The organism is Pseudalkalibacillus decolorationis (genome assembly GCF_024609785.1).
In the GTDB taxonomy this organism is placed as follows: Bacteria; Bacillota; Bacilli; order Bacillales; family Fictibacillaceae; genus Pseudalkalibacillus; species Pseudalkalibacillus decolorationis.
Window position 1 is genome coordinate 368,920 of the sequence record NZ_JANHJQ010000001.1, and the last position, 13,439, is coordinate 382,358.

The 13,439-nt window shown below is 40.3% G+C and carries 12 protein-coding genes; 4 read left to right on the forward strand and 8 right to left on the reverse strand.

Features of this window, described 5'->3' with window-relative positions; genetic code table 11:
- Window positions 1-62 precede the first annotated feature (62 nt).
- Window positions 63-1,181, forward strand: coding sequence for a sporulation integral membrane protein YtvI (ytvI, locus tag NON16_RS01785; protein ID WP_257346555.1), 1,119 nt, complete (start codon window positions 63-65; stop codon window positions 1,179-1,181).
- Between the two features lie 100 nt (window positions 1,182-1,281).
- Here ytvI and NON16_RS01790 read toward each other — a convergent pair whose 3' ends face one another.
- The 8 genes from NON16_RS01790 to NON16_RS01825 form a co-directional block, all read right to left on the reverse strand.
- Window positions 1,282-1,677 (reverse strand): FxsA family protein, encoded by a 396-nt coding sequence (locus NON16_RS01790; protein WP_257346556.1) that lies wholly within the window; start codon window positions 1,675-1,677, stop codon window positions 1,282-1,284.
- A 64-nt stretch (window positions 1,678-1,741) separates the two neighbouring features.
- Window positions 1,742-3,496 carry a pyruvate kinase gene (pyk, locus tag NON16_RS01795; protein WP_257346558.1) on the reverse strand — a complete coding sequence of 585 codons (1,755 nt, stop codon included), beginning with the start codon at window positions 3,494-3,496 and terminating at the stop codon, window positions 1,742-1,744.
- Window positions 3,497-3,520: 24 nt separating this feature from the next.
- Window positions 3,521-4,480 carry a 6-phosphofructokinase gene (pfkA, locus tag NON16_RS01800; RefSeq protein ID WP_257346560.1) on the reverse strand — a complete coding sequence of 320 codons (960 nt, stop codon included), beginning with the start codon at window positions 4,478-4,480 and terminating at the stop codon, window positions 3,521-3,523.
- Window positions 4,481-4,655: 175 nt separating this feature from the next.
- Complete coding sequence (accA, locus tag NON16_RS01805) at window positions 4,656-5,633, reverse strand: acetyl-CoA carboxylase carboxyl transferase subunit alpha (protein ID WP_257346562.1); 978 nt, start codon at window positions 5,631-5,633, stop codon at window positions 4,656-4,658.
- A complete protein-coding gene (gene accD / locus NON16_RS01810; protein ID WP_257346563.1) occupies window positions 5,633-6,490 on the reverse strand; it encodes an acetyl-CoA carboxylase, carboxyltransferase subunit beta in 858 nt (285 codons plus the stop codon). Before accD ends, accA begins: the two co-directional genes overlap by 1 nt.
- A 41-nt stretch (window positions 6,491-6,531) precedes the next feature.
- Complete coding sequence (locus NON16_RS01815) at window positions 6,532-7,167, reverse strand: FadR/GntR family transcriptional regulator (RefSeq protein ID WP_257346565.1); 636 nt, start codon at window positions 7,165-7,167, stop codon at window positions 6,532-6,534.
- A 32-nt stretch (window positions 7,168-7,199) separates the two neighbouring features.
- The gene (gene ystJ / locus NON16_RS01820) at window positions 7,200-8,438 is read right to left on the reverse strand and encodes an NADP-dependent malic enzyme (protein ID WP_257346567.1); all 1,239 of its coding nucleotides are present in this window, start codon (window positions 8,436-8,438) and stop codon (window positions 7,200-7,202) included.
- A 179-nt stretch (window positions 8,439-8,617) separates the two neighbouring features.
- Window positions 8,618-11,989 carry a DNA polymerase III subunit alpha gene (locus NON16_RS01825; protein WP_257346568.1) on the reverse strand — a complete coding sequence of 1,124 codons (3,372 nt, stop codon included), beginning with the start codon at window positions 11,987-11,989 and terminating at the stop codon, window positions 8,618-8,620.
- Between the two features lie 164 nt (window positions 11,990-12,153).
- On the opposite strand from NON16_RS01825, the gene NON16_RS01830 reads away from it, so the two are divergent.
- The 3 genes from NON16_RS01830 to NON16_RS01840 all read left to right on the forward strand — a co-directional run bounded on the left by NON16_RS01830 (window position 12,154) and on the right by NON16_RS01840 (window position 13,282).
- The gene (locus NON16_RS01830; protein ID WP_308216568.1) at window positions 12,154-12,489 is read left to right on the forward strand and encodes a YtrH family sporulation protein; all 336 of its coding nucleotides are present in this window, start codon (window positions 12,154-12,156) and stop codon (window positions 12,487-12,489) included.
- 3 nt (window positions 12,490-12,492) lie between these two features.
- Complete coding sequence (gene ytrI / locus NON16_RS01835; protein ID WP_257346572.1) at window positions 12,493-12,996, forward strand: sporulation membrane protein YtrI; 504 nt, start codon at window positions 12,493-12,495, stop codon at window positions 12,994-12,996.
- A gap of 103 nt (window positions 12,997-13,099) precedes the next feature.
- Window positions 13,100-13,282 carry a YtzJ family protein gene (locus tag NON16_RS01840; RefSeq protein WP_257346574.1) on the forward strand — a complete coding sequence of 61 codons (183 nt, stop codon included), beginning with the start codon at window positions 13,100-13,102 and terminating at the stop codon, window positions 13,280-13,282.
- The last annotated feature ends 157 nt before the right edge of the window (window positions 13,283-13,439 follow it).

A 13,439-nucleotide genomic window follows, 5' to 3' on the forward strand; every position in this document is an offset into this window, starting at 1 on the left:
TGACCGGACTTTTTGAACAACCTCTTATAATGAATTCAGCCTAGTAGAAAGGATTCGATACGGTGAACCTTCAATATATTTATAGTTTTCTCAGATTTCTACTTGTAGTAGCCATTATTTATCTCTCTGTTCTCGCACTTTATTATGTTGCACAAGTAACCTATCCTTTTATCATAGCACTAATTCTTGCATTTATGATAAATCCAGTTGTAAACCTTCTTGAGCATAAAGGAAAAATGCCAAGAGGTCTAGCCGTTCTCGTTGTCATTTTGATCTTGATCGGGTTAATTGCCGGATTCGTTACCCTTCTGATTAGTGAAATGATTTCAGGCTTCGGATACCTTTCTGAAGTTATACCGGAACATACAAAAACACTTGTTAACTTTGCACAAACGTATTTCACCCAACAAATTTTGCCGATTTATTATGACCTTGCCGCCATGTTTAAACAGCTTGATCCCTCACAGCGGGAATCCGTTATCAACAACATTCAGTCTGTAGGAGAAAATATTACAGCTAATGTGAAAGAGTTTGTGCAATCGGTCTTATCGGGTTTACAAAATTTTCTACTAAGCTTACCTAATGTTGTAACGGTTATGATATTTTCTTTGTTAGCAACCTTCTTCATAAGTAAGGATTGGTATCGATTTCAGGGCTGGTTAGCTAGGCGTACACCTGAGCGAACTGTCGAAAGTGGTCAAAATGTTTACCGTGAACTGCGGAAAGCGCTTTTTGGATTTGTAAAAGCCCAACTGACCTTAATATCAATTACAGCCGCTATTGTGCTAGTCGGTCTTCTCATCCTCCAGGTCGATTACGCGATCACGATTGCAATCTTAACAGGGCTTGTTGATCTACTTCCTTACCTTGGAACAGGTGCGGTTTTCGTCCCGTGGATTATTTTTTCATTCATCACTGAAGAATACACATTAACCATTGGTCTTTCTATTCTATATGGAGTCGTCATTATCCAGAGACAAGTTATGGAGCCGAAAATTTTATCCTCCAGTATAGGACTTGATCCATTAGCTACCTTAATTTCACTCTTTGTAGGATTTAAATTGTTTGGGTTTCTAGGCTTGATTATTGGACCGGTAACACTCGTTATCATTCGTGCTTTAAACCAAGCGAACGTGTTCCAAGATTTATGGAACTTTATTAAAGGAAAGAAAGCTTCTTAACAGAATTAATAAAACAGCAGAAATAAGAGTGATTCAAAAGTGGGCATCCCAATCCGAATCACTCTTGTTTCTCGTAAAAGACATTTACCTCTTAGAATTCCTATCTGCGAAAGGTGAAAGAGAACTGACCATTGTCCATTTTCTTTTGAATATACCGACGCATCCATAACTTTGCAACGGCGCGGGTATACGGGAATAAAAGCAGAAAACCTGTTGTGTCTGTTATAAACCCAGGTGTTAGAAGTAAGGTTCCACCTACGAGAATGCATATCCCATCAAGTATTACATCACTTGGTACTTGCCCATTTTGTAATTGGACTTGGGAAAGACGAAGTGCCTCCATCCCCTCGCGCCTTGCCAACCATGCACCAATAACCCCAGTTGCCAGTATGAGTAAAATGGTTACAGGAATGCCAAACGTTTGGCCAGACCAAATCAATATACCAATTTCTAATGCAGGAATGATAATTAGTAGTACTATTACTATTCGAAACATTACGCAGCCCCTATCTGTTCAAATAGTTATCGGGCAGAAGTTTCCATTTATCAATTGTAGCCCTTTATAGAACGCTAGTGTTTCCGCTGTAAACAACACCTCGTGAACCATCTATCGTGATTTCCTGACCCTCTGTAAAAAGATTCGTAGCGTTGTCAACACCAACAATGACCGGCACACCTAAGCTTAGCCCTACCACTGCTGCATGACTAGTTAAGCCACCCTCCTCGGTGATAATCGCTGAAGCCTTCTTAAGGGCAGGAATCATATCACGGTCTGTTCCAATTGTAACAAGTATATCGCCTTCTTGCACTTTAAGAACTGCATCTTCAGCACGATTGGCAATAACAACCTTCCCAGCAACTGACTTTTGTCCGACCCCCTGTCCTTTGGCAATCACATCACCAACAACATGGACTTTCATTAGATTGGTCGTACCTGTTTCACCAACTGGAACACCCGCGGTGATTAACACAAGATGCCCATGGTTAACAATTCCAGATTCTAATGAGGCGTTAACAGCGATATCCAAGAGTTCATCGGTTGATTTTGCTTCTTCACTAATCTGCGGTACGACACCCCATACAAGCGACATACGTCTACATACCATTTCTGAACTAGTTACCGCAATAACCGAAGCCTCTGGACGGTATTTCGAAATCATACGCGCAGTATGACCGCTCTCAGTTGGTGCAATAATCGCCGCTATATTAAGGTTGTATGCGGTATGGGATACAGACTGGCTAATTGCATCCGTAACAGTAAGTCTACTTGATTTACTTCGTGAGTGAAGAATTTCCGCATGATTTAGAGCACTTTCTGCTTTCGTTGCAATTTTATTCATCGTCTGGACAGCTTCCACAGGATAAGATCCTGCTGCTGTTTCCCCAGAAAGCATAATCGCGTCTGTCCCATCAAAAATCGCATTTGCTACGTCACTCGCTTCTGCTCGAGTTGGACGAGGGTTTCTCTGCATTGAGTCAAGCATTTGTGTAGCTGTAATTACCGGCTTGCCAAGATCATTACATTTTTGGATTAATTTCTTCTGAACAAGCGGGACGTCCTCGGCTGGAATCTCCACCCCGAGATCGCCTCGAGCAACCATCAGCCCGTCAGATACTTCTAGAATCTCGTCGATGTTATCAACGCCCTCTTGATTTTCAATCTTAGGGATTATATGGATGTGATCAGCATTATGTCGTTCTAAAATTTCTCGAATCTCTAACACATCAGAAGCCCTTCGAATAAAGGAAGCCGCTATAAAATCGACGCCTTGATTGATCCCGAATTCAATATCCTTCGCGTCTTTTCCAGTTATTCCAGGAAGATTGACTGAAACATTCGGAACGTTGACACCCTTTTTATTTTTTAGAATACCACTGTTTAGAACACGTGTTACAAGCTGACTATGTTGAATCCGAACTACCTCTAGTTCAATCAACCCGTCATCGAGTAGAATTTTCGAACCTTCTTTTACATCATGAACAAGGTCAGGGTAAGTAACTGAAATAGTTGTCTCGTCGCCCATAATTTCCTCCATAGAAACAATGAGATCCTGACCAGATTGTAAGCTTATTTCACCGTCCTTCAGTGTTCCTGTCCGAATTTCTGGACCTTTCGTATCAAGTAAGATCGCTACAGTTTGTTTCGTTTGTTCTGCAGCCTTTCTAATGTTTGAAATCCGTGCGCCATGCTCTTCAAAATCCCCATGGGAAAAGTTCAAGCGAGCAACATTCATCCCTGAATCAATAAGTTTTGTTAACGTTTCAATCGTTTCACTTGCAGGTCCAATCGTACAAACTATTTTGGTTTTTCTCATTATTATCCTCCTCGAATTTCCCACTTATATCGATAATTCTTTAGAAAGCTGATACATATCAATGTCTATTTCATGAGGCTTCGCAAGCACTTCACTAATATCATGGTCTACAAGTCGGTTTCTCTGAATTCCAACTGCTCTTCCTTCACTACCATTTATTAACATCTGTACAGCCTTTGCACCTAGCCTGCTTGCCAAAACGCGATCAAATGCTGTTGGTGATCCTCCACGCTGTATGTACCCAAGTACAGATACCCGGGTTTCATACCCAGTTGCTTCTTTAACTTGGGAAGCAATATCCACACCACTACCGACACCTTCCGCAACAACAATAATACTGTGCTTCTTCCCACGATCATGCCCACGTTTCAGACGATTTACAATATCCTCCATCATGAATTCTTGTTCCGGAATTAAAATCGTTTCTGCGCCACCTGCTAAACCAGACCAAAGCGCGATATCACCTGCATTTCTCCCCATGACCTCAATGATATACGTTCTTTCATGTGACGTAGCCGTATCACGGATTTTATCAATTGCATCAATCACTGTATTCAGTGCAGTATCAAATCCGATCGTATAATCTGTGCCTGGAATATCGTTATCGATGGTTCCCGGAAGGCAGATCGTTGGAAAACCGCTTTTTGTCAACATTTGTGCGCCACGATAAGAGCCATCGCCTCCAATAACAACTAATCCTTCAATGCCAAACTTTTTTAATTGTTCGACTCCTTTCCTTTGACCTTCTTCGGTTTTAAACTCTTCACATCTAGCCGAGTAAAGTATCGTACCGCCCCGATGAATAATATCTCCTACAGAACCGAGCTCCATCTTTTCTATATTTCCTGAAATCAGACCTGAATAGCCGTGAAAAATTCCATATACTTCAAGATTTTGATAAATTGCCTCTCTGACGACAGCACGAACAGCTGCGTTCATGCCCGGGCTGTCTCCTCCACTTGTTAATACTCCAATCCGTTTCATCTATCTTTCACCCCATCGTAATCGTATAGTTGTGTTCTAAAAATATCATGTTCCAAAATAGAAGACAATACACAAGCGCGCAAAGAAAAAAGAGGGTACTCACTAGGGAAAAAGCAACTTCACACTCTTCATACTAGAAGCAGCTTGTCTTTCCTTTAGAGTCATCCTCTTTTCCTTAAGTAATGCTAATGGAATCGTTTTCAATTGTATATTGTCCGACTTTTCTGTACTTATCGTATCGGTGGTCAACCAATTCCTTACTGTTCATTTTCAACAATTCTTCCAAAGAAGATTGAAGAGCCTCTTCAATAAGTGAAGCCTGTTTTTTTGGATCTTTGTGGGCTCCACCTTTCACTTCAGGAATCATCGTATCAATAATGCCCATCTCCAATAAATCAGGTGCTGTGATCTTCATAGATTCAGCCGCTCGCTTAGCTTGTGTAGAATCCTTCCATAACAATGCAGCAGCGCCCTCAGGTGATATAACCGAGTACCACGAATTTTCAAGCATATGAACATGGTTCCCGACACCAATCGCAAGAGCACCACCGCTTGCTCCTTCACCGATTACGACACAAATGACGGGAACCTTTAACCCTGCCATCTCTATCAAATTACGAGCAATCGCCTCACTCTGGCCACGCTCTTCTGCAGACATACCAGGATATGCACCTTTCGTATCCATCAAACAGATAATCGGTCGGTTAAACTTTTCCGCTTGTTTCATTAATCTTAGAGCTTTGCGGTATCCCTCTGGGTGTGGCATTCCGAAATTCCTACGAAGATTTTCCTTTGTATCTTTCCCACGCTGATGCCCAATTATTGTTACGGGCAGTCCATGAAACTTGGCAATTCCACCGACAATCGCTTCATCGTCACCATATAATCGATCTCCGTGCATCTCAAGAAAGTTCGTGAAGAGTAGGTTGATATAATCTAACGTGGTTGGTCGCTCATGATGTCGTGCAATTTGAACTCGATCCCATGGAGTCATTTTCCCGTAAACCTCTTTCTCGACCTTTTCTAGGCGTTCTTCTAGTCGTTGAACTTCATCAGACAGATCAATCCCTTTTTCATCCATAAATGTCTTCAATTCAGTAATTTTGTTTCTTAATTCAACTACTGGCCGTTCAAAATCTAATTCTCCAACCATTACTCTTCACCTCCTGTCTGATGAATATCCAATATCGTTGTTAGTGTTGATGTTAGCTTTGAACGATGGATAACACCATCCAATTGTCCATGCTTCAAAAGAAATTCAGATGTTTGAAAGTCATCTGGTAGATCCTGCCGAATGGTTTGCTCAATAATCCGTCGACCTGCAAAACCTATGAGCGCTCGGGGTTCAGCGAAATTATAATCCCCAACCGATGCAAAGCTTGCAGAAACCCCACCCGTAGTAGGATGTGTCATAATTGAAATGAATAATAAACCCTCTTCATGATGGCGTCTAAGTGCAACACTTGTTTTAGCCATTTGCATTAAACTTAATACACCCTCTTGCATACGAGCACCACCAGAAGCAGTAAATATAAGAAATGGTTTTCTTTCTTCAGTCGCTAACTCAATTGCGCGAGTAATTTTCTCACCCACAACAGATCCCATACTCCCCATTCGGAAGTGGGCGTCCATTACTGCTAAAACAACTGGATTTCCACCAACTGAACCCTTACCAGTAACAACAGCTTCATTAATTCCTGTTTTGGTACGGTCCTTTTCGATTCGTTCAAGATAATCAGGAAAGTCGAGTGGGTTTTCTGTTTTCATTCCTTGATACAATTCCTCAAACGTATCATTGTCGACTGTGATTCCGATTCTTTCCTGTGCTGTCATTCGAAAATGATGGCCGCAGGAAATGCATACCTTCAAAGCTTTGTTTAACTCTTTTGTAGTCATGATCGCCTTACATTCTGGACATTTGGTCATGATGCCTTCTGGTACGTCCTGCTTTAATCTTTCAGAGGGTATCGTTGCATACTTACGTTTTTTTGCAAACAGGTCTTTTAACAAGTTCTTGCACCTCCATGAATCCCCTAAATAACTTTCACTATTTATGTTCGGAAACGTTCAAGCTTTTCAAACTGTTCAAGCTCAATACCGTTTTTAATCATCAATAATATCTTTTCATAGTCTGTAAGGGAATACGAATGTTCCCTTGGAAATGAAGTATAGTCATACTCAATAAGTTCAATCCATAATCGTTGTAGGAGAGAGTTGTGAGCAGCTTCCATCACTTTTTGGAAAAAATTACGATCGACTCTGCCAAAATCCTCAATTACACGTTGTTCTCTCATTTTCTGGACAGACTGCTCTAGCACATCTAACTGGGTATCCGTCCTTCTATCAGACGCAAGGATTATCGCGTTTTTTTCAATTATGCTTCTTGTTTCTGCAAGCTCACTTTTTGCAGTGTCGTCATTTAAGATAAAAGAAGCTAGCACCTCAACGAGTCTGTGTCTTCTCGCTTCTTTAATGTAAGTACCTTCGCCCTGTCTTGTCTCTATTAGCCCGAGAAGTTCCATGGCACGGAGAGCTTCTCGTACGGAAGATCTTCCAGCATTAAGTCTTTCCGATAGCTCACGTTCAGATGGCAATTTATCACCGGCTTGCAGCTGATCGCTCAACATGATCGACTTTAAACGTTTAAGGATTTCGATAAATACTTTTTCCCTCGGTTTTGTTGTCATGTTATCCACCACCTGCTTTACCGATTGATTGCCTAATCTTCATCGATGATTGCAAGCCTACGTGTTTTCTCAGATATTTCTTCAGGATCCACTTTAATTCTCGCTACCCCTGTTTCCATTGCTGCCTTCGCAACCCCTGCAGCTACGGCTGGGGCGACTCTCGGATCAAAAGGTCCCGGGATTACGTAATCCTCTGACAAATCGTTAATATCAATTAATTCGGCAATTGCATAGACTGCTGCCTTTTTCATTTCCTCGTTAATATGAGTGGATCTTGTATCTAGCGCACCCCGAAAGATTCCCGGAAATGCGAGCACGTTGTTTACTTGGTTAGGAAAGTCAGATCGACCTGTTCCAATTACCTTCGCCCCTGCTTCTTTGGCTTTATCTGGCATAATCTCTGGAACAGGGTTAGCCATTGCAAAAATAATGGGATTGTCATTCATACTTTGGATCATATCTGGTGTAAGTGCTCCTTCAACCGAAACACCTATGAATACATCCATTCCTTTTACAGCTTCCTCAAGCGAGCCTTCAACCTGTTGTCTATTCGTAAAGTGTGCCACTTCAGTCTTAACTCGGTTCATCCCATATGAACGCCCTTCATAAATAGCACCTTTAGAGTCACACATAATGATATCTTTGACACCAAAACGATTTAACAGTTTTATGATGGCAATACCAGCTGAACCAGCACCGTTTACAACAACTTTTATCGATGACATCGACTTTTTTGTTACCTTTAATGCATTCACAAGGCCGGCAACCGTAACGATTGCTGTACCATGTTGATCATCATGAAAAATTGGGATATTCGTCTCTTTCTTCAACCGTTCTTCAATAACAAAACAGTTCGGTGCAGCAATATCTTCTAAGTTTACCCCACCAAATGTCGGTTCAAGTAGCTTAACCGTTTGTACGATTTGGTCTACATCGGTTGTACTTAAGCAAATTGGAAAAGCATCGACGCCTGCAAAACTTTTAAATAGCACCGCTTTTCCTTCCATAACTGGAAGAGCTGCCTCAGGGCCAATATTTCCCAGGCCAAGTACAGCAGTTCCATCAGACACAACAGCAACAGTGTTCCCCTTCATCGTATATTCGTAAACTCTGTTTTTATCGTCATAAATTTCCTTGCAAGGCTCTGCTACACCTGGAGAGTATGCGAGGCTTAGATCCCGAGCGTTTCTCACGGGAACCTTTGATTTAGATTCTAGCTTACCTTGGTTTACTCTATGCATGTGCAGTGCTTCTTCCCGAGAAACAGACATAGGTTCATCTCCCTTATTCTTTTAGGCTTCAATTTAAGTAATGGCTATATTCGAAAAGCCTTTTTCCATTCATATGAATAAATTTGTTTGATGCTTGTCCGATACAATCCAAGGTGGTCTGACCACCTTTTGACTCATTAATTATAACAAACCTATACTACGTGTAAAGAAATAATACGTCATTTTAAAACGACATTTTTCGGTCCAAGTAATGACTCTAACTTTATAATACAATCGGCAATCGGGTCAATACTATATTCTTTGGACAATCGGACCGTCTTACTGCTTTGCTCATAAAATAGAATAACCTCGGTGTTCCCCGGATATTGAAGTACAATCTTTTGGATATTATGCAGAGCACCTTCATCTTGCTTCTTCGTTTCGACCTTCAAAAACAGTTTTGTCTTCTTGTTTTGACTAGGTGTTTTTAAAGTGTGAAGATTTACTGCTTTTTCAATGATTAGTTTCAAATCATCCTTAGCATCAACGTTTCCCTCGATTAATAAAAAACTTCCCACTTCAAAACAGTCCCCATATGTTCGATACGTTTTTGGAAAAATAATTCCTTCAATTTCTCCAGATTCATCACTCAAACTTACAAAAGCCATCCAATCCCCTTTTTTTGTTTTGATTGATTTAACCTTTGTAACAAGTGCCCCTACTCGTAATCTATGTTGCTCATCGCTCAACCGGCTAATTAAGCTCCGATTATAATCCGATAATAATTCTTTATATTGTTCTATAGGATGTCCAGATAAATAAAAGCCAAGTGCCTCAAATTCAAACTGGAGTTTCTCCTTTTCCTGAAATGGCGGCACAGAAGCATAAATAGGTGACGCCTGTTCCATTTCATTTGGGAATAGATCAAACTGCCCATCTTCTTCTGATTTTTGAATTTTAGCACCATGTTCAAGAGCACTATCTAATGTAGCGAGTAATTGTGCACGATTTGTTGTAAATTCATCCATGCATCCGGCAAGCACGAGTGACTCAAGGGTCCGTTTATTTATAACCTTTAATGATACACGTCTGCATAAATCAAATAAGTCCCGGTAATTACCCCTTTGCTTTCGTTCTTCAAGAATTGATTCAATTACCCGCACTCCGACATTTTTGATAACGAGCAACCCAATTCGCAACGCCCCATTATCAACCTGAAAACCGAGTTGACTTTTATTTATTGATGGGGGCAGCACGGTCATTTCTCTTTGCCGTGCCTCACTAAGATACGCCGCTACTTTACTTTGGTTTCCAATTGAGCTAGTTAAGAGTTCAGCCATAAAATAAGTCGAGTAATTGGCCTTTAAGTAGGCAAGCTGATAGGCAATAACACTGTATGCAACCGCATGGGATCGTGGAAATCCATAATTGGCAAATCGGACAATTAAATCATAGACCTTGTTGGATGTTTCTGAAGTATACCTCTTTTCAAGTGCACCATTGACAAAGTGTTCCCGTTGCTCGTGTAACACGTCAGCTTTTTTCTTGCTGACTGCCCTACGTAGTAGATCCGCCTCTCCAAGAGAAAAGCCCGCCATTTTCGAGGCAATTTGTAATATCTGTTCCTGGTATACGATAACCCCATAAGTTTTTTCAAGTATAGATTTGAGATCAGGATGTGGATAATGAACCATCCGGTTACCATGTTTCCCTTCGATATAAACAGGTATGTTTTCCATTGGTCCCGGTCGATACAAAGCATTTACTGCAACGATGTCTTCAAATTCAGATGGTTTTAATTTCCGAAGAACTTTGCGCATACCATCAGATTCCAGCTGAAATATTCCGGTTGTATCCCCTTCGCTCAATAGTTTGTATGTATTTTTATCATCAAAAGGAATGTGATTCAGTTGGAGCGTTTGCCCTATATCTTCTTTAATTACATTCAATATATCTTCTATAAGTGATAAGTTACGTAATCCTAGGAAATCCATCTTCAATAACCCAATAGCTTCAAGCCCATCCATAGTATACTGGGTTAATGCTAATTTTTCATTTCCTTCTTGTATCGGAACAACCTCTGTTAATGGGTTATCGCTAATAACAATACCTGCAGCATGAGTTGAAGCATGCCTTGGTAATCCTTCGATTGTTTTGGATATCGCCCAGAGCTCAGATGCTTCACTGGACTGCTCTATTGTCCTTTTTAAAGAAGGGGATTCCACTAAAGCCCTTTCTAGGGTAATACCAGGTCGAGAGGGGATCATTTTCGCAATGCGATCAATTAAATTCTGACCGAGATTCAAGACTCGTCCAACATCACGAATAGCTGCCTTAGCTGCTAAGGTACCAAATGTAATAATTTGAGCAACATGGTCATGACCATATTTTTCGGCGACATATTGAATGACATCATCCCTTTTTGTATCTGGAAAATCAATATCAATGTCTGGCATCGTGACTCGTTCCGGATTTAAAAATCGTTCAAATAATAGATCATGTTCAACTGGGTCTACCTGTGTGATTTGCAACGTGTATGAAACAAGAGATCCTGCTGCTGATCCCCGTCCTGGACCTGTTAAAATTCCATTGTCACGCGCATATTTCATAAAGTCCCAGACAATTAAAAAATAATCACTAAAGCCCATGCTGTCAATGACCCCAAGCTCATAGGATAATCGTTCCACAGTGATTTCTGACGGTTGATTACCATACCGTTCAATAAGCCCTTGCTCACATAAGGTTCTTAGATAGGAAGAGCTTGACGTATGATCGGGAACCGGAAATCTAGGCAGGATATAGTTTCCGAACTCGATGTTCACATTGCATTTATTCGCAATTTCCGCTGTCGCACTTAACACTGCTGGAAGTCGTGTGAAAAGCTTCTCCATTTCATCTGAGCTTTTGAAATAATACTGATTCGTTCGAAATCGTTGCTCCTCCAATTCAGTTAACATCTTGCCATGTTTAATTGCTTGCAATGCATCATAAGCTTGGGCATTTTCCTCGTTTATGTACAGGATTTCGTTCATCGCAACAAGAGGCGTATCCCTTTCTTTTGAAAACTGAATAAGATGGAGGTTGAGTTCTTTCTCTCTTGCTAATCCATGATCTTCAATCCCTAAATAAAAGCCCTTTTTATATAAACGTCCAAAGTAGTCGTTAAATCTTATTGCCTGTTCACTTTCATTCTTACTTAGAAGCCTTTGAATAACACCATACTCACCAGAGGAGATTGCTAATAAGCCATCATTTCGATTGAGCATATCTTGAACTCGAAGTAATCCATTGCTTTTTGCAATAGAGCTTAGTTCAATAAGGTTACGATATCCCTCGTTGTTTGCTGCATACAACAATAACTGATAAGGTTCATCCTTCTCCACCTCATTGTCTTCAGTTACTTGTAAGTCGACTTCAAGTCCAAGGATTGGCTTAATCCCTTTCGATAAACAAGCCTTATAAAAAGGGAGGATTCCATACATTACGTTACGATCCGTAATCGCTAATGAGCCCATGCCTAGCTGCACCGCTTTGTCAATTAACTGATCGATCCTGCAAGCACTATCAAGTAAGCTGTATTCACTGTGAACATGAAGATGTACAAAGCTCATGGTCCACCTCCTTAAATGTTTTTCCAAAATCAAGTAAACACCATTTTAATATTCTAAGTTCTATTATAAACAAGTTTAACATCACAATAAATCAAGCATACTTAAGAGCGGTTGTCCATAATTATAAAACAGAGAGGTTTGGATGAGATACGGATAAGGGTGGGATTGAAATGTTGGAAAGCAAATTCGTATCAACGATTATCATTTACTTTTTTGTTGCATTTGGCATAATACTCGGCGGTTGTTTGATCGGTGCCATCGGAATGATGTTAATCGGTAAACCACCCTTCTTTTCCATGCACCAATTATCAAAGAGTTTGAAAATATGGGCGATTGTAGCTGCTATTGGAGGTACATTTGATGCAATCAATCATTTTGAACGTAGCTTTCTAGGAGGCTCCTTTATCGAGGTTTTCAATCAAATCATATATATTATCGCTGCTTTACTCGGTGCAAACACTGGACAGGTCATAATTCAATGGATTACGCAGGAGGAATAGCACATGAGAATCCCTCCCCTTCACAGACGCAAAGGTTATCAACGTTTTTTCGCTGGAATCGTGATTGGCTTTATTCTCGGTTGGTTCTTCTTCTTATTAAGCTTTGGAGGACTTCAGGAGTTTTATTTAACGAAAATAGAAGAAAGAGATGCAAGGATTAGTGAGCTGAAGGATAAAAACGAACACTTTGAAGCTGAGTATGATGAGAAGAACAAAGAAATCAAAAAAAATCTTACTGTGCAGGAAATAGATGTTATTATTTTAAACAAAGATAAAGTCGAGTTAAAAGGTTTAACATTACTTGACCTAAAGAACAGTATTACCCAAGAACTCCATGATGTGCTCGCGAAAGATATCGAATCAGTTGCTCAAAATAGTCAATTACTCGTTAGAGCCTTAGAAAATAAAACTTTCCTAATTGATAAGGATAAATTCGAGGTTAAAGTTGTTCAAATGCATCTTTATACAACATTACGACTAACCCTAAATGTTGAACGGGTGAAGTAAGCTCGTTTTTTGACAATTGTGAGACATTTAGGCAGGATGATTCGCAAACAGCCAGTCCATCGTATACAATAGGAATAAAGAAGATTTGTAAAGGGGAATGTGTATGATTATCAATCGAAAAGAAATGGCAAGAGTTAAGGTTGAAAAACTTCGTAATGGATACTCTGCATTCGCTGAAACGAAAGAAGTTGCTGCATTAATTAAAAAGGAAGCAGCCATCTTAAACATCGATATTGAAGAGGACGTGACAGAACTTGGTTCCTGGTTTACCCCAGTTAAGCCTTAACCTTTCTATTTACAAAACTTTCTCGGTAAAAAGTAAGGGCAATCAGCATAGGAGCCCGGCACATCAACCATGATTGATGTGACATCAAATGGAGTAGGCCGGATTTCACTATGCTCGATCGCCCTTTTTTACACGTTAAAAAAGTATAAAAATACTT